General features: G+C 38.1%; 20 protein-coding genes. 11 read left to right on the forward strand and 9 right to left on the reverse strand.

Annotated features, from left to right (window positions below; translation table 11 throughout):
• The 3 genes from M5121_RS11520 to rimI form a co-directional block, all read left to right on the forward strand.
• The coding region (locus M5121_RS11520; RefSeq protein WP_249571263.1) for an elongation factor Tu at positions 1-774 on the forward strand (774 nt) is incomplete at its 5' end.
• A 202-nt stretch (positions 775-976) separates the two neighbouring features.
• Positions 977-1861 (forward strand): metal-dependent hydrolase, encoded by an 885-nt coding sequence (locus tag M5121_RS11525; RefSeq protein WP_249571264.1) that lies wholly within the window; start codon positions 977-979, stop codon positions 1859-1861.
• 93 nt (positions 1862-1954) lie between these two features.
• Positions 1955-2416, forward strand: a complete 462-nt coding sequence (rimI, locus tag M5121_RS11530) for a ribosomal protein S18-alanine N-acetyltransferase (RefSeq protein WP_171287510.1) — start codon at positions 1955-1957, stop codon at positions 2414-2416.
• Here rimI and M5121_RS11535 read toward each other — a convergent pair.
• The 3 genes from M5121_RS11535 to trxB all read right to left on the reverse strand — a co-directional run bounded on the left by M5121_RS11535 (position 2402) and on the right by trxB (position 5019).
• Positions 2402-3217 carry an arginyltransferase gene (locus M5121_RS11535; protein WP_087537153.1) on the reverse strand — a complete coding sequence of 272 codons (816 nt, stop codon included), beginning with the start codon at positions 3215-3217 and terminating at the stop codon, positions 2402-2404. The two genes, rimI and M5121_RS11535, sit on opposite strands and share 15 nt — an antisense overlap.
• Before the next feature lie 26 nt (positions 3218-3243).
• Positions 3244-3975: a leucyl/phenylalanyl-tRNA--protein transferase gene (gene aat, locus M5121_RS11540; protein ID WP_178883223.1), complete on the reverse strand. Its 732-nt coding sequence runs from the start codon at positions 3973-3975 to the stop codon at positions 3244-3246.
• 93 nt (positions 3976-4068) lie between these two features.
• Positions 4069-5019 (reverse strand): thioredoxin-disulfide reductase, encoded by a 951-nt coding sequence (gene trxB, locus M5121_RS11545; RefSeq protein ID WP_178883213.1) that lies wholly within the window; start codon positions 5017-5019, stop codon positions 4069-4071.
• A 281-nt stretch (positions 5020-5300) separates the two neighbouring features.
• Between trxB and M5121_RS11550 the strand changes: the two genes are divergently transcribed.
• Both M5121_RS11550 and rhtC read left to right on the forward strand, forming a co-directional pair.
• A complete protein-coding gene (locus M5121_RS11550; RefSeq protein ID WP_249571265.1) occupies positions 5301-8384 on the forward strand; it encodes a DNA translocase FtsK in 3084 nt (1027 codons plus the stop codon).
• A gap of 128 nt (positions 8385-8512) precedes the next feature.
• Positions 8513-9130 (forward strand): threonine export protein RhtC, encoded by a 618-nt coding sequence (rhtC, locus tag M5121_RS11555; protein WP_004663452.1) that lies wholly within the window; start codon positions 8513-8515, stop codon positions 9128-9130.
• Between the two features lie 43 nt (positions 9131-9173).
• On the opposite strand, the gene M5121_RS11560 is transcribed toward rhtC, so the two are convergent.
• From M5121_RS11560 to yihG, 6 genes are all read right to left on the reverse strand, one after another.
• The gene (locus tag M5121_RS11560) at positions 9174-9461 is read right to left on the reverse strand and encodes a PA4642 family protein (protein ID WP_005158274.1); all 288 of its coding nucleotides are present in this window, start codon (positions 9459-9461) and stop codon (positions 9174-9176) included.
• A 125-nt stretch (positions 9462-9586) separates the two neighbouring features.
• Positions 9587-9859, reverse strand: a complete 273-nt coding sequence (gene minE, locus M5121_RS11565) for a cell division topological specificity factor MinE (protein WP_004663449.1) — start codon at positions 9857-9859, stop codon at positions 9587-9589.
• A 2-nt stretch (positions 9860-9861) separates the two neighbouring features.
• Positions 9862-10674, reverse strand: a complete 813-nt coding sequence (gene minD / locus M5121_RS11570) for a septum site-determining protein MinD (protein ID WP_249571266.1) — start codon at positions 10672-10674, stop codon at positions 9862-9864.
• A 66-nt stretch (positions 10675-10740) separates the two neighbouring features.
• A complete protein-coding gene (gene minC, locus M5121_RS11575) occupies positions 10741-11460 on the reverse strand; it encodes a septum site-determining protein MinC (protein ID WP_178883214.1) in 720 nt (239 codons plus the stop codon).
• 118 nt (positions 11461-11578) lie between these two features.
• On the reverse strand, positions 11579-12637 hold the full coding sequence (locus M5121_RS11580; protein WP_249571267.1) for a preprotein translocase subunit SecA: 1059 nt from the start codon (positions 12635-12637) through the stop codon (positions 11579-11581).
• Positions 12638-12661: 24 nt separating this feature from the next.
• Positions 12662-13579, reverse strand: coding sequence for a 1-acylglycerol-3-phosphate O-acyltransferase, YihG family (gene yihG, locus M5121_RS11585; protein ID WP_208727740.1), 918 nt, complete (start codon positions 13577-13579; stop codon positions 12662-12664).
• 389 nt (positions 13580-13968) lie between these two features.
• Here yihG and M5121_RS11590 point away from each other — a divergent pair, with 389 nt between their 5' ends.
• The 6 genes from M5121_RS11590 (at position 13969) to M5121_RS11615 (ending at position 20751) form a co-directional block, all read left to right on the forward strand.
• On the forward strand, positions 13969-14634 hold the full coding sequence (locus tag M5121_RS11590; RefSeq protein WP_042891288.1) for a YiaD family glycine zipper/OmpA-like lipoprotein: 666 nt from the start codon (positions 13969-13971) through the stop codon (positions 14632-14634).
• A gap of 183 nt (positions 14635-14817) precedes the next feature.
• Complete coding sequence (gene rep, locus M5121_RS11595; protein ID WP_249571268.1) at positions 14818-16857, forward strand: DNA helicase Rep; 2040 nt, start codon at positions 14818-14820, stop codon at positions 16855-16857.
• 23 nt (positions 16858-16880) lie between these two features.
• Positions 16881-17333, forward strand: coding sequence for a dUTP diphosphatase (gene dut / locus M5121_RS11600; RefSeq protein ID WP_087537162.1), 453 nt, complete (start codon positions 16881-16883; stop codon positions 17331-17333).
• Between the two features lie 192 nt (positions 17334-17525).
• A complete protein-coding gene (locus M5121_RS11605) occupies positions 17526-18947 on the forward strand; it encodes a phosphomannomutase/phosphoglucomutase (RefSeq protein ID WP_249571269.1) in 1422 nt (473 codons plus the stop codon).
• A 13-nt stretch (positions 18948-18960) separates the two neighbouring features.
• Positions 18961-19860, forward strand: a complete 900-nt coding sequence (gene argB / locus M5121_RS11610; RefSeq protein ID WP_004663435.1) for an acetylglutamate kinase — start codon at positions 18961-18963, stop codon at positions 19858-19860.
• 114 nt (positions 19861-19974) lie between these two features.
• Positions 19975-20751 carry a GNAT family N-acetyltransferase gene (locus M5121_RS11615; protein ID WP_249571270.1) on the forward strand — a complete coding sequence of 259 codons (777 nt, stop codon included), beginning with the start codon at positions 19975-19977 and terminating at the stop codon, positions 20749-20751.
• Positions 20752-20792 lie beyond the last annotated feature (41 nt).

Below are 20792 nucleotides of genomic sequence, written 5' to 3' on the forward strand. Positions count from 1 at the left end.
CTTGTTGATGATGAAGAATTACTTGAATTAGTAGAAATGGAAGTTCGTGAACTTCTTTCTACTTATGACTTCCCAGGTGATGACACTCCAATCATCCGTGGTTCAGCGCTTCAAGCATTGAACGGCAATGATGGTGAATATGGTGAGAAATCAGTTCTTGCACTTGTTGAAGCGCTTGACTCTTACATCCCAGAACCAGAGCGTGCAATCGATAAAGCATTCTTAATGCCAATCGAAGATGTATTCTCTATCTCTGGTCGTGGTACGGTGGTAACTGGTCGTGTTGAATCTGGTATCGTTAAAGTTGGCGAATCAGTTGAAATCGTTGGTATCCGTGACACAGTTGTAACGACTGTAACTGGTGTAGAAATGTTCCGTAAACTTCTTGACGAAGGTCGTGCGGGCGAGAACTGTGGTGTTCTTCTACGTGGTACTAAGCGTGAAGACGTACAACGTGGTCAAGTACTTGCTAAACCAGGTACAATCAAGCCACACACTAAATTCGATGCGGAAGTATATGTACTTTCTAAAGAAGAAGGTGGTCGTCATACTCCATTCCTTAACGGTTACCGTCCACAGTTCTACTTCCGTACAACTGACGTAACTGGCGCAATCAAGTTACAAGAAGGCGTAGAAATGGTTATGCCTGGTGACAACGTTGAGATGTCAGTAGAGTTAATCCACCCGATCGCAATGGACCCAGGTCTACGTTTTGCGATCCGTGAAGGTGGTCGTACTGTAGGCGCTGGTGTTGTTGCTAAAGTAACTGCATAATCGCTTAGAGTGATAAAAAAACACCCCTTTGGGGTGTTTTTTTATGTGTATTGTTCGACAATCTATCCTTAATTGTGTCCTAAACTGATACCTTGCTGTCCTAAACTGCACTTAATTCATCGCAATAAAACCGTAATATAAAACACAAGAAAATGAACAAAAGTACTAAATGGAAATTTTCCATTTAAAAGGAGTCAACAGCATGAATGCTAAAGCAAATATTTCAAATCGTGCAGGTGCAAGTTTTCCAGTACGCCGAATGGATTTTGAGTTTGGCGAAGTTCCACGGTATTGGGCAAATGGAGATGCTGCTTTAACTCATTTTATGACTGCACTTTCAGCACTGTTTCCAGAGGGTGAACAATTTTTTGTGAATAGTACCCGTGCAGTTAGAAATGATCCAAAACTTGCTGATCCTCGATTACAAAAAGAAATTAGTGCTTTTATTGGACAAGAAGCAATGCATTCAAAGGAACACTTGGCTTTTAATGCAGCTGCTCAAGCTTATGGTTATGATGTGCGCAAATTGGAGGCACAAACAGGTAAAGTGATTCAGTATGGCGTTGCTATAAGTACTAAATTATTAAAACCATTTGGTTTTACAAAAGAGATGATTGGTTTAACGGGTACTTGTGCCTTGGAGCATTTTACATCAACGATTGCTGAAGAACTATTGTCTAACCCAGATATTCAATCCATGTTTATGGATGAGACTATGTACCATTTATGGATGTGGCATGCAGTTGAAGAAAATGAGCATAAAGCGGTGGCATTTGACGTTTATGAAGCGATGTATGGGCAAGGATTTAAAGCATATTTTATGCGTTCATTAGCTTTAGTGATTGCAATGGGTTTAATTTTTATTACCCAATCATATTTCACTGCGACTCTTTTACAAACTGATGGCAGACTTACATGGCGAGATACCAAATATATGTTCAAGTTCATGTATGGCTATAAAGGTTTTATGACACGTCAAATTCCAACGTTACTGGCATTTTTAAGACCAAAATTCCATCCGAATGATGATGATACAACAGCATTATTGAATAAATGGCGCGCTGAATTAGGCTTTAATCTAAGTTAACTAAAATGGGCAATTAAAATTGCCCATTTTTTTATTCAAATTTACAATCAAATTGCTGATAATCTGCATCAATATTTTATAGAGTGATAGATCGTGATTCGATTGATGCAAGAGAGCGATTTAGACAGTGTTGTTGCAATTGAGCGCTTAGTACAAACACATCCTTGGTCGAAACAACAATTTCAAGAATCTTTAGCTTCCTATCAGTGCACGGTCTATGAGCAGTCGAATCAGGTTGTTGGGTTCTGTATTTTACAGCCTGTTCTAGATGAGGCCAATTTATTACTGATGGCGATTCATCCAAGCCAACAGGGCAAAGGTCTTGGATACGAGTTGTTAGATTATTCAATTCAACTTTTAAAAAATAATCCGATTCAAATTTTTTTAGAAGTACGTGAAAGCAATCTTGCTGCAATTCGTTTGTATGAAAAAACGGATTTTCATCAAATAGACTTACGCAAAAATTATTATCCAAATTTAGATGGTACAAAAGAGCATGCTGTGATTATGGTCAAAACATGCACTGATGATTTTGCTGCTTTATTTAATAATTAAGTTATCCCACTCCGATGGTAGTGTCGTCATTAATGAATTTCCAAGTTGATGAATCTCTTTTTCTGAGAGTGGGCGGTTAAGGCGACGCCATTGTCCATCTAATAATAATTCCAGTGGCGTATATTGTGATTTATAGTTCATTTTAGCTGAGTGAGGCACCCAATAGCCTAAATATAAGTAATCTAAATTTAAAGTGCTGACATATTCAATTTGTTTAAGAATCGCAAAAACACCAAGTGAACGACGTTGTTCTTGAGGATCAAAAAAAGTATATACAGCAGAGAGACCATCATCCATTAAGTCACAAGTAGAAACGGCAATAAGTTTCTGATCATCCCAAAGTTCAATGAAAAAACTTTCTGTACAACTGTGAACGAGGAATTTTTCAAACTGATCTAATGTTGCTGGATACATATCGCCATCTGCATGACGCTCGTTAATATAACGCTCATATAAATCATAATGCTGTTGAGTGGCTTGCGAAGTTGGCAAAATACTCATTTTTAAATCTTGATTACGTTTCCATGCCTTCTTCTGGCTACTATTCATTTTAAATTCTTGAATTGGAACGCGACAAGACAAACATTGGCGACATAAATGGCATTCTGGTCGATAGACAAAATCACCACTACGTCGAAAACCGACACGCGAAAGTTCAGACAATGTCACCACATCAATACGGTGAATTGGATCTAAAAATACCATTCGAGCTGATTTGTTATCGAGATAACTGCAGTCGTGTGGCGGTGTTATATAGTACTGTAAGTCATTTAAAAGGGACTTGGGTTGGTATGATTTCATTAATCTCCCTCCAAGGTGTTAATCCATTAACCGTCTAATTTTGCAAAAACTGCTATTGTTTTACTTGAAAATACACGTTCTTGATAACTTTTCCAATTGATAGAGGGGGCAATAATTACATCTTGTAACGATTTTAGGTAGACTTGGCGAGAAAGTGTACGCGCACCTAAGCTTAAAAGATGATCATTGACCAGTTGGCAATCAATCCAAGGAAGCTGATTTTCTTGACCGATCAACATGAGTGTATAGAAAGCCATTTTAGAGACATCTGTTTCTGTACTAAACATCGATTCACCAAAACAGCCTTTACCTATCGTTACGCCATAGAGTCCACCAACTAATTTTTCTTGTTGCCAGACCTCAATGCTGTAGGCATAACCCGCCTTAAATAGAGAACAATAGCCTTCGATTATATCTTCACTAATCCATGTTTCATTTGCATAGCTACGGGGGAGTGAACATGAGCGTATTACATCTTCAAAAGCATGATTCACTGTAATCCGATAATCATGTTTTTTCATATTTCGAATTAATGATTTACTGGGTTTATATGCATGTGGCTCAATAATGCAGCGTGGCTCAGGACTCCACCAACAAATTGGTTCATCTTCGTTAAACCAAGGGAAGAGACCATGTGTATAGGCCTCAAATAATGTAGCAGGTGATAAGTCTGCGCCAATACAAATAAAGCCATGTCCTTCTGGATCGGCTTCAATAGGATCTGGGAAAATATATTTTGATAAAGGCAGCGCTTGCATAGTTGCTAAAGTGAATAAGAATGATTCTAAATTAACGCAACTAGAGCGCGTTGACAATCTATTCTAAATTGTCAACGCAAGGGAATATAGAGATTACTTCAAATTGTCGAGATATTTTTCAGCATCCAAAGCAGCCATACAGCCTGAACCTGCTGAAGTGATTGCTTGGCGGTAGATACTATCTGCTACATCACCTGCGGCAAATACGCCTTCAATAGAAGCGGCTGTTGCATTGCCTGAAGTACCACTTTGAACTTGAATATAACCATCACGTAGGTTTAATTGACCATCAAACATTCCTGTATTCGGTTTATGTCCAATTGCAACAAAGAGACCTTGTACTTGAATATCTTGTGTTGTTTCATCTTGTGTAGACTGAATGCGAACAGAAGTTACACCTGTTTTATCACCTAGAACTTCATTTACTTGATGATTCCAAATAATACTGATCTTACCTTCTTTCTCTTTTGCAAAGAGATGATCTTGTAAGATTTTTTCAGAACGCAAGCTATCGCGGCGATGAACCAAAGTAACGTGAGCAGCGATATTCGATAAATAAAGCGCTTCCTCAACAGCCGTATTACCACCGCCTACAACCATCACATTTTGGTTTTTATAGAAGAAACCATCACAAGTCGCACAAGCACTTACACCTTGACCCATAAATGCAGCTTCAGATTCAAGACCTAAATATTGTGCTGTTGCGCCTGTAGCAATAATAAGAGCATCGCAAGTGTACTCTTCCATATCACCTTTTAACACAAATGGACGCGTTTTAAGGTCTACTTCGTTGATGTGATCATAGACAATTTCTGTACCGAAACGTTCTGCATGAGCTTGCATACGCTCCATTAACACAGGACCAGTTAATCCTTCAGGGTCACCAGGCCAGTTATCAACTTCAGTGGTCGTTGTTAATTGACCACCTAATTGCAAGCCTGCAATCAGTGTCGGTTTAAGGTTGGCACGCGCTGCATAAACTGCCGCGCTATAACCTGCAGGACCAGAACCCAAAATAATTAACCGTGAGTGACGAGCGCTCATTAAAGAACATCCTTTTTATATTGAAACTTTTAAAATTATACGTGAATCCACAGGGGAGTGGGTTGGATAATATTGATATACTTAATCGAATTGAGCTATATCATGGAGAGCATTTACTGATATTTCATCAATGTTTGCAACAACAATGGATGTTAACAACAACAGTAAACAATCGTGCATCTTTTTTGTAAGAACGAGTGCATAATATAAAACTTATTGATCAAGGTCAGTTAGACCTTAATCGATACCTACAAATAACAAATTGGGTTACAGGACTGTATATGGCTGCGGTGTCAAGTGTTTATGCACAACGCTTTTTAATGACATTATTTTTGATTTCTTTTGGCATTTATCTATTTCTTGCCACAGTAACCTACACACCTTTTGATCCAGGTTGGATGCATATTTCCAGTGATACGCAACAGGTCTCAAATGCAAGTGGTGTTGCAGGTGCTTGGATTGCAGACTTGTTATTCGGTTTTTTAGGATGGGCAAGTTTGTTCATTCCTTTATTTCTATTTATCGAAGCAATTCAAGTATGGTGGCCTAGAAGTTTTTTAAATCGCCCATTCCGTTATGCAGCACAGTTCTTCTTGATTCTGTCCATTTCTAGTTTGTTGTATCTACATTGGAATGTTCCAGCAGATACTTTAGAAAATGCAACAGGTGGCATTATTGGTTATGAGTTGGGTCAGAGCCTTTCTCAGCTTTTAACCATTTATGGTGCAACATTTTTTTTATTTGCTTTTAGTATTTTATTATTCACTTTAGCTTTTGGTATTCAATGGAATAAAACTTGGGCGACATTAAAAAATACGCCAGCATATTTACAAGATTTGTTCTATAAAAATATACCTCAACACGAATCTGCTTATGATTTGACTGAACAATTAGCCTCAACAGAAACACCAACTATAAAGCAAAAAGCTCCAGTCCAAGCTGCTGATTCAAATATTGTAGAGGCGAATGATACAGCCCAAAGTACACAGCACAGCATTGCAGCTAAAACAGCATCGACAGACAATGCACATCATCAATTATTAGCCGAAAAACTATTTGCTGATGTTGTTGCCAAAGAGCAGCAAAGTGTTCAGTCACAAGAAGTATTATCAACAGAAGATTTTGAGCAAACTTTAAAACAAGCACATCAACTTGCAGCCGATAGTCAGCGTTTAATTCAAACAGGTGAAGTATGGCGTGCATTACAACATGATGATGCGAGCCATAAACAAGAAATTGATGCACTTTTGCGAGCGGCAGATGATGCTATAAATCCTTCATCTCAATATGTACACGCAGCAACGGAAGTTTCTTCTGTAGAGCAACGTCCTCATCAGAGTCCAGTCGATTGGAATGATGACCAAATATTCGATGAATTATTGGCTGCTGTTCCCAATAGTAAAACGGCTACGGATGTACATAAGCCATTTATTCAAGAAACGCGATCAACGGCAAAAAATGAAAGTGATGAAATTGACTTTGATATTGAGTTAGATTCAATAGACGTTCAATCTGTACCGCAAGCAACGGTAGTTCAGTCGCATCATACGATCAAAAACATGATCGCTGACGATAAGCAAAGTATTTTGGATGAAGGCTTTGATGAATTTGAAGATTTGTTCATTGAAGACAAACAACAGCAATCTGTATTGCAAACTCCGAGCTATGCGCAGTCTTCGGCTTTTGTAAAAGCACCTATTGAGATTGAAACACCTAAAGAGAGTTTATCAAAAGAAGCATTTATTGAAGCATGGCAAGAAACTGCGGGTAAAGTTGAAGAAAATTTTGATATCGAAGATGATTTTGATTTAGACGCGCCGTTAACAGACTCATTTGGTCGTCCGATGTCTCGTGCGATGCAAGTGGCTCAAAAACGTCGTGATTTACCAACTTTGCCAGGTTTAGAATTATTGGACGAAGTAGATCCGAATAAAAAGGTGAACTTTACAGCTGAACAATTAGCTCGTTTGTCTGAACTGCTAGAAATTAAATTGCAAGAGTTTAACGTCAAAGCTCAAGTGGTGGAGGCTCAACCTGGGCCTGTCGTGACACGTTTTGAACTAGATCTTGCACCAGGTGTAAAAGCATCTAAAGTGACCAATATTTCGCGTGACTTAGCACGTTCAATGTCAATGGCATCTGTTCGTGTGGTTGAGGTGATTGCTGGAAAACCTTATATCGGCATTGAAGTCCCAAATAGCAGCCGCGAAATGGTTCGACTGATTGAGTTGTTAAAGACACCTGCATTTGAAGACCCAGCGGGTTTACTTTCGATGGCGATGGGTAAAGACATTTCAGGTAATCCTGTGATTACTGATTTGGGCAAAGCGCCACATATGTTAGTTGCGGGAACAACTGGTTCAGGTAAGTCAGTAGCTGTTAACTCAATGATTTTATCAATGTTGTTAAAATACACGCCTGATCAATTGCGTTTAATTCTAATTGACCCAAAACAGCTTGAATTAGCTAACTACAATGATATTCCACATTTATTAACACCTGTTGTTACTGATATGAAAGATGCTGTAAGCGCATTGAATTGGTGTGTAAATGAAATGGAGCGTCGTTATAAACTAATGTCTTTTCTAAAAATTCGTAAATTGGCTGACTATAACCGCAAAGTGGAAGAAGCGATTGCCAATGGTGAAGATTTGATTGATCCAACTTGGAAAGCTAGTGATTCAGTTGTAGGGGAGCGTGCACCGCGATTAGCTCCTTTACCATCGATTGTGATTGTTGCAGATGAATTCGCCGACATGATTATGCAGGTTGGTAAAAAAGCTGAGGAGATGATTACTCGGCTTGCACAGAAATCTCGTGCAGCAGGTATTCATTTACTACTTGCAACACAACGTCCCTCAGTTGACGTCATCACAGGTTTGATTAAAGCGAATATCCCAACACGTGTTGCATTACGTGTAAATAGTAAAATTGACTCTCGAACAATCCTTGATGCAGGTGGGGCAGAAGATCTATTAGGGCACGGTGACATGCTATTCTTAGGACCAGGTAAAATCGAACCTGAGCGTGTGCATGGTGCGTTTATTAGTGATGATGAGGTGAACCGCATCTGTGACGCTTGGCGTGAACGTGGTGAGCCTGATTATGTTGATGAAATCTTAACCCCATTTGATGAAGAACCAACCTCACGTGGTTTTGAAGATGGTGATGGTGATCCTAATCGTGATGCACTTTATGATCAGTGTGTTTCTTTTGTACTTGAAACGCGCAAGGCTTCAACATCATCGTTACAACGTAAATTTAGTTTGGGGTATAACCGAGCTGCACGAATTATTGATCAAATGGAAGAGAACGGGATCGTAAGTTCAATGGGAGCTAACGGCAAACGTGATATTCTCGTTTAATAAGAATATTCCACTAATAAAGCCCCTCTTTAGGGGCTTTATTGTTATAGGTTTATCAATTTTATATAGTAATAATCACGTTTTTTATTTAAGCTTATTGTTTAAAAATACAAGCTAAAGGGTGAGCCATGTTTGTTGCATTATGTACACTCATTTTTATTCATTTTTGTGCGCTTATCACTCCAGGACCTGATTTCTTCTTAGTCTCTCAAACTGCTGTCAGCCGTTCTCGTAAGGATGCGGTATTGGTTGCATTTGGTATTTGCTTGGGGGCAATGGTTTGGTCACTTTTAGCATTGATGGGACTGAATATTATTTTTGAAAAGATGGCTTGGCTAAAACAAGGCCTTTTAGTCGCTGGTGGTTTATATTTATGTTGGTTGGGATACCAAATGCTTCGTTCAGCTTTTTCAAAAGGTGAGCAAAGTATCAAACAGATAGTATTACCTCAGTCGCCTTATTTATTTTTTATGAAAGGTTTACTCACTAACTTATCGAATCCTAAAGCAGTGATTTATTTTGGCAGTGTATTTTCATTATTCTTAGCCAATCCTTTATTTGATCAGCATCACTCTTTGCTTTTTATTATTATTGCGATAGAGACCTTGCTGTGGTTCTTAGTGGTAGCGTTTGTATTCTCATTGCCTACATTCAGAACAGCATATCAAAATTTTGCAAAATGGATTGATGGTATTTCTGGTGGGATTTTTACCTTACTGGGCGTTTATTTGATTGGTAGTCGATAAAATAAAGAGATAAAAAAGCCTGCTTTAAGCAGGCTTTTTTATCTTAAGCAAATTTTGCTAATACTTCTAAGAAGCCGTCTTTTTGACGTGGAAATTGAGCGATCACGTCATGAATACGCTGTCCTTCAGGATTAGTCGCATTTAAATCACGACCATCAGCTAAAAATTTGGTGATCAAGCGCTCATAGTCGAAAGGACGCATATGTTTGAAAGCATGATAGAGCACATGGAAGTCAGCATTGACATCTGCTGGTGGAAGTTGGTTGAGGTAGGCAAAAACACGCTCATCTGACCATTCTTCATTGAAAGTTGCTGGCTGTGATAATGCCATGACAATCTCCTCAGTCTTAAAATAATAAAGGCAAAATACGGGACTGAATAATTAACAAAGCATGGCCTTGTTCAGTCGCGATGTATTTTGCCTTTATTTGCGAAAAATCGCTAATGAAAAAACTTCTATCGATCTTCAGGTAAATTGATATTCATTTCTAACATTTCGATATTTGCTTCTGAACGAACTTGCATTTGAATGTGTTGTTCATCTACACCACGAACGTAACGACTGACCACTTGCATGATTTCTTTTTTCATTTGGTCAATTTTGTCTTGGCTTAAGCGACGACCTAAACCTTGTTCAGATGCAACAATAACTTTCAAACGATCTTTGGCAGTTTGTGCACTTGATGGTTTTTCATCACTGCTAAAAAGTTTACTCCAGAATCCAGCCATAATTACGCTCCAAATAGTCTAGCTAACCAACCTTTTGGCTGTACTGTAATGTGTCGATAAGGACGATCTTCGCCTAGGAAACGAGCGACTAAATCATCATAGGCTTGCCCAGCTTTAGTTCCATCATAAAGAATTACGGGCTTACCTTCGTTCGATGCTTGAAGTACGCTTGGACACTCAGGAATAACACCCAAAGTCGGAACACGTAAAATATCTTTTGAAATATCATCAATCGTTAACATTTCTTGTTTGTCAGCACGTTCAGGGTTGAAACGTGTGATACAGAGATGTTTACGGATACGGCCTTCGTTGTGTTCAACTTTTTTAGTTTTACTATCAAGCATACCAATAATACGATCAGAGTCACGTACTGATGAAATTTCTGGGTTTGTCACAATGATTGCTTCATCAGCATGATACATTGCCAAGATCGCGCCACGCTCAATACCCGCAGGTGAGTCACAGATGATGTAATCAAACTCTTGAGATAGTTCATCAATGACACGTGCAACACCTTCATCGCTCAAAGCGTCTTTATCACGTGTTTGAGATGCTGGAAGAATGTATAGGTTTTCGATTTCTTTATCACGAATCAGGGCTTGTTGTAAGCGAGCTTCATTATTGATGACATTGACAAAGTCATAAACGACACGGCGTTCACAGCCCATGATCAAATCGAGATTACGTAAACCTACATCGAAATCAATTACAACAGTTTTATGACCACGTAGGGCTAAACCTGTTGCAAAAGATGCGCTTGTTGTAGTTTTACCTACACCACCTTTGCCTGACGTTACGACAACAATTTTGGCCACCGAATCCACTCCTATTTATGGTCATACGGCCCTAAAAGGGCTTTTTGGGTGTTTAACAAGTTAAAATTAAAACTGTAAGGCTTCAAATTCAAGCTCTTGCTTGTTATTTAAATAAATATGTACGGGTTTTTTGATCATATCTTTAGGAATATCATCTGCCACACAATATGTCCCTGCGATCGAGATTAACTCTGCTTCTAGTGAATGACAAAAAATTCGAGCTGAAGTGTACCCACCTGCGCCTGCAATGACTCTACCACGAGCATTGCCATAAATGTGAATATTTCCAGACGCAATGACTTCAGAGCCACTATTCATACCCGCATTCAAGATAATATCACCTTGCTCCTGTACCAAACATTGTCCAGTACGCAAAATCTCATCATGATACGAGGTGATATGCGTAGTCGGTGTTTGTTTTTGTGGTGTTTGTATTTCTTGAGTTTCAGTATTTTTTTCAGGTGCTTGAACAACGACTTGCTCTTTTGATGCTTTGATACGCTGTAAAGGTTGATCAGCAGGCAGTACAGGAAATTGAATCGCCCGAGCTTCATCACCTAAAATTCCATCAATTACCGCCATTGGCTGTAACCCAAGATCAATCAGCAATTGAATTAAGGCAATCAGCTCTTGTTCAACGGTACTGTCAATAATGACTAATGTTCCAAGATAAGAACCTTCATTGAGGGTGCTTGTAAGTTGCTGGCGGATCGCATTATGGTCATTTGTGTCGAATGTTAATCGACTAAAATTCACCATTCTGCCCGTAATCCGTATATCAGCCATAATTTATCCTTAAGGGCTTTTTTAAGCACTCTATTGTGTTAAAGCATGTTGTAAATAAAAGCAAATGCTAGAACAAATTACAGGAATTCTCTAGCTAGATTGGTAAATTTTCTTGTAATCATTCTACTTTTTTATCCAATTGATCATATTCACGTAAAGTTTGCTGCCATTGTTTGACTTTGACTTGTTTTCGTATGGCTGCAAGACTTTCAAATACTACTGATTCGACCAATTCTTCTAAGTATTTATTATCAATATTCAATTCACTGACTTTTTCTGCAATAAATAAATAATTCTCATTGGGTTGATTTACAGATCCGTTAGTAAACGGCTCAATTAAACCTGCACTGATATTTTCACCCAAACGTTGCCCTATACTTTGAATTTGCTGTTCAATTCGACCACCTACGATTGGGATTAGACGTAATAATTGAGTTAGCTCAGGCGTATCTTCAATGGCTTGATTAACAATAATCCCTACTTTTTGCGTAATGATCGGTTGTTGTGCTTGTAACGTTTTTGCTAAAGATTCTTGCAATATAGAAGAAAGGGCAACGGTAAATAATTGACGATGATGATCTACTAACTCATGAATAATATCTTTATGACTTGAACTGGTTTCTAGCTCCTGTCGGACGCCATCTATAACTGTAATCACCACACGATCTGACAATTCTTCCATAACGACACTGTAATAAAAAAGTGCCTTAATTCGAATATTATCTGGAACGACTTTATAACCTAGTTCATGTAAACGATAGGCAATGATACCTGCGCGGAATAAACGTAGAAAACGTAAATGGGGAATAATCGCTAAGATTTCATACCAATGAATAAATGGAAAAAACCACCAACGAGCATGGTGTTTATTCACAATCGCAATTGCCCATCGCACGGCAAGTTCAGTGATTAAAAAAATAATAAACCATGCTTCGGTGATAATCACCCAAGGGTGCAGATAGCTACGATAGAATTCAAGTACACCGGCTAAATGGATCGTATTAAAAAACCATTCGCCAATATTACTCATTAAAAAAAAGTTCATGCCTAAGCAGAACAAATTAAAAACAATAATAAACACCATGAAAATGTCATAAACCAGAAACAGTTTAAAAAACTTACTGTTTGGATTTACAAGGTTATATTTAGAGTTTTGTTTTGAGTCCTGCTGAGTCATGTGGTGAGTCAATTCCTAATCAGACTATTGATAATATTTAGATTTCATTTGTGAAATCAGTTGGTCTTTCTCTGTCCAAATTTGGTCGACCCATTGCTGGAAGCGTTCGCGGTAGATTGGATCATCTTCATAATTTCCACCCAGTACCCAATCTGGAATTTCTATTTTACGCAAATCCACAGCAATACGTGAAACATCGCCTAGCCAGAAATCACCATAATCTGGTGCACCATCAGGATAGACAATTGTCATATCAACCAAAGCATCAATCTTATCGCCTAAGATGTTTAAAGCCAATGCCAAGCCACCTGCTTTTGGCTTAAGTAAGTTTTGGTAGGGTGATTGCTGTTTTGCTTGTTTTTCTGCGGTAAAGCGAGTGCCTTCAAGATAATTGAGTAGTGTAAAAGGCTGACTTAATAATTGTTCACAGGCTTTACGTGCTTCTAACATATCGCGATGTTTCAGTTCTGGGTTTTTAGCCACTTGTTCCTTTGAGTGACGTTTCATCATTGGGAAACCCAAAATCTTAAAGGCTTGCCCAACAAAAGGAATAAAGATGAGTTCCCACTTGGTAAAGAAGCGGGTGAGTGGCATACGTGTGAGACCAAAATATTGATTTACTGTGGTGTCAACCCAACTTTGATGATTACAAATCATCATATAACGACCTTGTAAATTCAGATCGAGCTTTTCATCAATACTAATTTCCCATTTAAGATTTGGTAAGACTTTTTCAATCAGTTGATTATTTACCCCAATCCAACTATTCGCCAACTGAATATTGGTTTCATCTACCTTTTTTGATTTTTTAAATAATTTTGTAAAACCAAGAGCAAGAACAGGAGGACCATGTAAAAAAGTACTTCCTGTGATTACAGAACCAACAGTAAGTCCTTTAGTTACCCTTTCTAATAACGATACTTTTTTATTTGTGGTAGACATAAATCAAACCTTGGGTGCTAATTTTCGATAAAACAATCCTTTTAACTATAAACAACTGATATTTAAATACAACTGTATATTTTTAAATGTTCACAATTTTCATATATTCCAGTACTTATAGATACAAAATCTGGGAAATTAAAATTTTTACCATAGAAGACTTAGATGATTACTTAATTTTTAATAATGTGACTTATTTCTCATAAGTGTATTTTTATGCAAAATGATAAACAGTGGAGAGAATGTGAGTATAAGATCAAGAAAAGTGCATCAAAATATTACAAAAATATAAATAAACTGTTTGTTATTAACAAAATATCAATGGTCTGGCTTGATTTTCTCATTCATTATTTGTTCAGACAACAAAATACATAGACAGGAGCTACGCAATGCGTGCATTAGTAATTTCAACATTGGTAGGGGCTGGATTGGTACTTTCTGGTTGCCAAACAATGAGCGGACAAGGTAATGATATCGGCGGTGTTTCATACGACAAAGCTGCTTTAGGTACATTAATTGGTGCGGCGGCTGGTTACGGTGTTTCTAAAGGTATTAATAACGGTAGCAGCAGCCAAAACAACCGTGCAATTGCAATCGGTGCGATTCTTGGTGGTGCAAGTGGTTTATATCTCGATAACAAAGAGAAAAAATTACGTGAGCAAATGGCAGGTACAGGTGTTGATGTAAGTCGTAATCCAGATGGTTCTGTTCAATTGATCATGCCGGGTAGCATCACGTTTGATACCAATAAATCAAACATCAAACCAAACTTCTACGGTACATTAAACAAAGTGGCGCAAACTTTAGCTGAAGATAACAAGAGCGCAATCTTAGTTACTGGCTACACAGACAATACCGGTAATGATTCAATCAATATCCCATTGTCTCAAGCACGTGCTCAATCAGTTAAAAACTATTTAGCAAGCCAAGGTGTTTCAAGTAGCCGTATTGATGCACAAGGTTTAGGTTCTTCTAATCCAATCGCTTCAAATGCAACTGCTGCTGGTAAAGAACAAAACCGCCGTGTAGAAATTAGCATTTATGCAAAACAGTAATTATTACTGATTTAAAAAAACCACCTTCGGGTGGTTTTTTTATTGTGTCGAATAGCTTGCGACAAGCTATGGCGTGTTATTTGTATAAGGCATCATAATTTATACATATCCCAAGATTTACTATTGGGATTCTAAAACAGAGATGTCTATAATCATGCTCGAAAACGTGAGAGGTATTACGAGATGTCATCTGCCAGTCAACTCAATGACAAGCAACTTGAAGCGATGAAATATGTTCAAGGGCCATTGTTGGTGCTCGCAGGTGCGGGTTCAGGTAAAACCTCAGTGATTACACGAAAAGTTGCTTTCTTAGTACAGCAATGTGGTATTCCAGCACATCGTATTACTGCCATGACCTTTACCAATAAAGCCGCACGTGAGATGAAGGAGCGTGTCGCTAAGTTATTGTCACGTGAAGAAGCAAAAGGACTCTCAGTTTCGACTTTCCATACTTTTGGCTTAAATTTATTGCGTTTAGAATTAAAAAACTTACCTCTTAAAGCCAATTTTTCGATTTTAGATGCAGACGACTGCAAACGAATTCTGATGGACTTAATGCAGCGCGATAATATGTCGGGCGCAGAAAGTAAAGAACTCATCGCCAAAGCAATGAAGAAAATTTCTGATTGGAAAAATGACTTAGTTTTACCAGAGCAAGCCCATTCAACGTGTGAAACAGTTGATGATGTACAGTTAGCACATTTATATCAACTCTATGAGCGTAATCTGCGCGCTTATAATGCCGTTGATTTTGATGATTTGATTGTGATGCCAACACGTTTGCTGCAAGAGAATGCTGAAGTCAGAGACAAATGGCAAAATCGTGTTCGCTATTTACTGGTAGATGAATATCAGGATACCAATACTGCACAATATACCCTTGTAAAACTTCTTGTTGGTGTGATGGGGCAATTCACTGCCGTAGGTGATGATGATCAATCTATTTATGCATGGCGTGGTGCAAAGCCTGAGAATATGGCTTTATTAAAAGAAGATTTTCATAATTTAAAAGTCATTAAACTTGAGCAAAATTACCGATCAACCAGTCGTATTCTAAAAGCGGCTAATGCCGTAATTGAAAACAATCCACATATTTTTGATAAAAAATTGTGGAGTGATAAAGGACATGGTGAAAATATCCGTGTGATCACTTGTTTGAATGATGATGATGAGGCGGAACGTGTTGTTAAAGATCTCATCACGCATAAATTGATGAATGGTAAAAATTGGAAAGACTATGCGATTTTATATCGTGGTAATTTCCAAGCACGCGTATTAGAAACGCAGCTCCGTCAAATGCAAATCCCTTATAAATTATCAGGTGGGCAATCATTCTTTGCTCGTGCTGAGATTAAAGATGTGATGAGCTATTTACGTCTCATTATTAATCCTGAAGATGATAGTGCTTTCTTACGAATTATTAATACACCGAAGCGTGCAATTGGGCCTGTCACCTTAGAGAAACTGGGACTATTTGCACAAGAAAATACCTTATCGTTATTAACAGCTTCTTCAGATCAGCGATTGTCGATGATATTGCCTAAGAAAGCTGCCACTCAATTACATGAGTTTGCTGATTTTATCGCAACATTTACCCGTGAATTGTTAGACGATGATGAGCCTGTCCCTAAAGTTCGTCAAATGATCAACGAAGCGGGTTACATCGATTATGTACGTGAGCAAGCAGCAACACCTGCTCAAGAAAAAACCAAACTTGACAATATCGAGAGTCTATATACCAGTATTCAAAACCTGATTAATCGTACTGATGATGTTGATGAAAAGAATATTGAAAGTGTGATTCGTAAACTGGTATTGCTCGATATGTTAGAGCAGCAGCAAGAAGAAGAGGACACGGATAAAGTGAACTTATTGACGTTACATGCTGCAAAAGGATTGGAATTTCCTTATGTGTATATGATTGGCTTGGAAGAAGAGCTATTACCACATAAAAACTCGATTGCTTCAGAAACCATCGAAGAAGAACGCCGTTTAATGTATGTGGGCATTACCCGTGCTCGACAAGGGCTTACCTTGACACTTGCTGAGCAGCGTAAAAACGGTGGTCAAATGCGTCAAATGACCCCAAGCCGTTTCTTAGACGAATTACCACAAGATGATCTAGAGTGGCATGGTCGTAAAAAGAAACTCGCACCGAATGTTGATCCGAAAGAGCAAGCTCAGCAATATCTCGCAAATTTAAAAGCATTATTGAAACGTTAAGAAATAGTAAGTAGGAAGTTGTAATGAAAGTTCAAGTTAAAGTATTAGATGCTCGTTTAGGTCAAGAATGGGCGTTGCCTTCTTATGCCACAACGGGTTCAGCAGGTTTAGATTTACGTGCCTGTTTAGATACTGCAATTGATATTGCGGCTGGTGAAACGGTCTTAGTCAAAACAGGTTTAGCAATCTATATCGAAGATCCAAACTTTGCAGGTTTAATTTTACCGCGTTCAGGTCTTGGTCATAAACATGGTATTGTATTAGGAAACTTGGTCGGTTTGATTGATTCCGATTATCAAGGTGAATTGATGATTTCTGTTTGGAATCGTGGGCAAAGTACATTCCGATTAGAACCAGGTGAACGTTTGGCTCAATACGTTTTAGTTCCTGTAGTACAAGCTGAATTTGAACAAGTGCAAGAATTTGTTGCGACTGAACGTGGTACAGGTGGTTTTGGACATACAGGTCAACACTAATACTGCTTTCATTATCAATTTAAATGCAATGCTTTGCTTAAAAGCATTGCATTTCTGATATTGATTGTTCTTTGGATTTGTATTAAAAAGCAGCTGACAAATTATTTTAATTTTTTTAAACAAGGGTTAACTAATTTCTTAATTGTTCTGTTTTTTTGAATCAGCTAATGATTATAAAAATAGGGGTTCACTGTGAATACAAAATATACATTTCCTCTGAGTATTTTTCGTGCTTATGATATTCGCGGAAAATTAAATCATTTAACACCTCATGTAATTCATTCAATTGGCTATGCTTTAGCACAACAATATAAAAATGCAGGACAATATCAAGTCGTTATTGGGTATGACGCACGTCTAACGAGTCCGACTTATGCCAATATTATTCAAAAGATTTTTCAAACACAGGGTTTAACAGTCACCAACATTGGATGTTGCTCATCGCCCATGATGTACTATATCGCGCGTGATTTTGGTGGGAACGGAATTATGGTAACTGCAAGCCATAATCCTAAATCTGATAATGGAATTAAATGGATTTTACAAGGAGAACCACCTAGCCCTGAGATTATTCAACAGGTCGGTTTAGCAGCTCAATTTGCGTTAGAAACAATTGAAAAGAATAGTGATCTACAAGAATTATCGCATCATATTATTCCTGAATTTTGTTTAAAATATCAACAATCATTATTAAGTGATATTCAGCTAAAACGCCCTTTAAAAGTTGCATTAGATGGTTTACATGGTGCAGCAGGTCGTTGTGCAAAGTTGGTTTTAGAAAAGTTAGGTTGTCAGGTTATCGCTTTACGTTGTGAAGCCAATGGGAATTTTCCTGATCATGCACCTGATCCCTCACATGCAAAACATTTAAAACAGTTGCAAGCGGCTATTCTTTCGGAAAAAGCAGATATTGGTATTGCCTTGGATGGTGATGGTGATCGAGTCGTTATTGTGGATGAGCTTGCCCATATTATTAGTCCAGACCGCTTATTGTCTTTATTCGCACAAATTTGTTTAAAACAGCATCCTCAAAAAGAAATCGTATTTGATGTGAAATGTTCACAAATGGTGGCTGAGACGGTACAAAAACTTCATGGCCAAGCCAAAATGATTCGTACAGGAAGTAGTTTCTTGCGCGCATATTTATCTCAATCAAAAGGCAATGCCGTATTTGGGGGAGAGTATGCGGGTCATTATGTATTTAATGATGGCCGTGGTTTTGGTTATGACGATGGTCTATATGCGGCGTTAAGAGTCATGGAATACCTGACTCAATCAGACGAAGCAAACCTTTCTGCATTATTAGCAATTTACCCTGAACGTTATTGTATTGAAGATACCTATATCAGTACCCATGATATAAACCCTAAACAAGTTTTAAATGATATTGAAATTCAAAGTCATCGTTTAGGCGCTCGTTTAAGTAAAATAGATGGTGTAAGACTTGATTTTGATGATGGTTTTGGCATTATTCGAGCATCTAATACGGGTGAGTATTTCACAGTTCGTTTTGATGCAGATAATCCAAGCCGATTAAGTGAAATCCGCCAAGAATTTGTTTCTATGATGCAAGAGCAATATCCGCAAATTGCACAAGAACTCGCACAAGCTTAATAAGGAGACACGCATGCCACATGAGCATATCGGCATTGATAAAGCAAAAATTTTGATTGAAGCTTTGCCGTATATTCAACGTTTTGCAGGTAAAACGTTGGTTGTAAAATATGGTGGCAATGCAATGACTGATCCAGAGCTTGAAAGCTCATTTGCGCGTGACATTGTGCTATTAAAAACAGTGGGCTTAAATCCAATTGTTGTACATGGTGGTGGTCCGCAAGTTGACTCTTTATTAAAACGTTTAGGACAAGAGTCTGATCGTATTGATGGGATGCGTGTCACTGACCAAGCCACGATGGAAGTGGTAGAAATGGTGTTGGGTGGTAGTGTCAATAAATCGATTGTTAATCTGATTAACCAACATGGTGGTCGTGCAATTGGTTTAACAGGTAAAGATGGTAATTTACTTCGTGCCCGTAAATTGCTTATGGAAAAACAAGAAGCTGATGGCTCAATTTCTCAAATTGATTTGGGTATGGTCGGTGAAGTGACAGGCGTTAAAACCGATGTGTTGGAAATGTTTACCCAAGGTGATTTTATTCCTGTGATCGCACCATTAGGTGTGGATGAAGAAGGGAATACTTATAATATCAATGCTGATCTTGTCGCTGGAAAAGTTGCAGAAGCATTGGGTGCTGAAAAACTGATTCTATTGACCAATATCACAGGCGTATTAGATGAAAATAAAAACTTATTAACTGGATTAAGTACGCAAGAAGTAGATCGTTTAATTGAAACAGGCGTTATCTACGGTGGCATGATTCCTAAAGTCGGTTGTGCATTAGACGCGGTCAAAGGTGGGGTCGTGAGTGCACATATTGTAGATGGTCGAGTACCCCATGCAACATTATTAGAGATTTTTACTGACCACGGGGTTGGAACGCTGATTACCAATCGTGCGAAGCACTAACGATTAAAAAAGACCTCATGAAGGTCTTTTTTTCGTCATGATCTGTTCACGTTATAGTCATTTCAATGTCATTTAATCGATTTAAGGTAACTCTAGACATAAGGAGCTTTCATTATGCTAGAAAAATTAAATCATTATCGTCAGACATTAACTTCACCTTTACGCCAAAAACCATCACAAAATCAATTTCGGTTTGGGTGGGTGGACAATCTAAAAGAATTACAAGAAGTACAACGTTTTAGAGCAAATCAATTCTCTCATCAATTTGGTATCTCTTTTGAAGATGGTCTCGATCAAGATCTCTATGACTTTGGTTGTGAGCATGCTGTATTACGTGAGAAATGGACTGGTGAAATTGTTGCCTATACACGCCTTAAATTATTTCAGGGGCATGAGATTGGGCAAAGCTATAGCGCTAAAGAGTTTGATGTTGTTCCTAACCTTTCGCATTTGCCAAGTATTCTAGAAATAGGTCGTACCTGCGTACATCCACAATTCCGTTCTGGAAAAGCCTTATCAATGCTCTGGTTAAATTTGGCGCCAAAGGTGTTGTGGTCAATGCGTGCTAAGTACCTTATGGGATGTGTCAGTATTCATCTTGAAGATAATTTAGCGCGTGCCTATTACACTCATCGTCAGATTCAGCAATTGGGTGATCACCAAATTATTGATATTCGTTCAAAACGTGCATTCGAACCTGAGAGACCAGAATATAGCTTCCCACAAGATGAACGGATGCCAAAATTATTTGATACATATCTAGGTATGCAATCTAAGCTCTCTAAACAAGCATTTTATGATGAAGATTTCAAATGTTTAGATTATTTTGTTTTCTTAGAAATTAACAAAATTGCCACTTCTTTTGTCATGAATAAAATGGTGCAGCGATAGTTATATCATTGTTAGTCTAATACTGAGCACATATTGAGATT

The sequence above is a fragment of the Acinetobacter sp. ANC5681 genome (genome assembly GCF_023488045.1).
Classification (GTDB): domain Bacteria; phylum Pseudomonadota; class Gammaproteobacteria; order Pseudomonadales; family Moraxellaceae; genus Acinetobacter.

Excerpts from the sequence above, each read along its gene's own strand:
- M5121_RS11525 (WP_249571264.1), top strand. The coding sequence starts at position 977 with ATGAATGCTAAAGCAAATATTTCAAATCGTGCAGGTGCAAGTTTTCCA.
- M5121_RS11535 (WP_087537153.1), bottom strand. The coding sequence starts at position 3,217 with ATGAAATCATACCAACCCAAGTCCCTTTTAAATGACTTACAGTACTAT.
- aat (WP_178883223.1), bottom strand. The coding sequence starts at position 3,975 with ATGCAAGCGCTGCCTTTATCAAAATATATTTTCCCAGATCCTATTGAA.
- trxB (WP_178883213.1), bottom strand. The coding sequence starts at position 5,019 with ATGAGCGCTCGTCACTCACGGTTAATTATTTTGGGTTCTGGTCCTGCA.
- M5121_RS11550 (WP_249571265.1), top strand. The coding sequence starts at position 5,301 with ATGGCTGCGGTGTCAAGTGTTTATGCACAACGCTTTTTAATGACATTA.
- rhtC (WP_004663452.1), top strand. The coding sequence starts at position 8,513 with ATGTTTGTTGCATTATGTACACTCATTTTTATTCATTTTTGTGCGCTT.
- M5121_RS11560 (WP_005158274.1), bottom strand. The coding sequence starts at position 9,461 with ATGGCATTATCACAGCCAGCAACTTTCAATGAAGAATGGTCAGATGAG.
- minE (WP_004663449.1), bottom strand. The coding sequence starts at position 9,859 with ATGGCTGGATTCTGGAGTAAACTTTTTAGCAGTGATGAAAAACCATCA.
- minC (WP_178883214.1), bottom strand. The coding sequence starts at position 11,460 with ATGGCTGATATACGGATTACGGGCAGAATGGTGAATTTTAGTCGATTA.
- M5121_RS11580 (WP_249571267.1), bottom strand. The coding sequence starts at position 12,637 with ATGACTCAGCAGGACTCAAAACAAAACTCTAAATATAACCTTGTAAAT.
- yihG (WP_208727740.1), bottom strand. The coding sequence starts at position 13,579 with ATGTCTACCACAAATAAAAAAGTATCGTTATTAGAAAGGGTAACTAAA.
- M5121_RS11590 (WP_042891288.1), top strand. The coding sequence starts at position 13,969 with ATGCGTGCATTAGTAATTTCAACATTGGTAGGGGCTGGATTGGTACTT.
- rep (WP_249571268.1), top strand. The coding sequence starts at position 14,818 with ATGTCATCTGCCAGTCAACTCAATGACAAGCAACTTGAAGCGATGAAA.
- dut (WP_087537162.1), top strand. The coding sequence starts at position 16,881 with ATGAAAGTTCAAGTTAAAGTATTAGATGCTCGTTTAGGTCAAGAATGG.
- argB (WP_004663435.1), top strand. The coding sequence starts at position 18,961 with ATGCCACATGAGCATATCGGCATTGATAAAGCAAAAATTTTGATTGAA.
- M5121_RS11615 (WP_249571270.1), top strand. The coding sequence starts at position 19,975 with ATGCTAGAAAAATTAAATCATTATCGTCAGACATTAACTTCACCTTTA.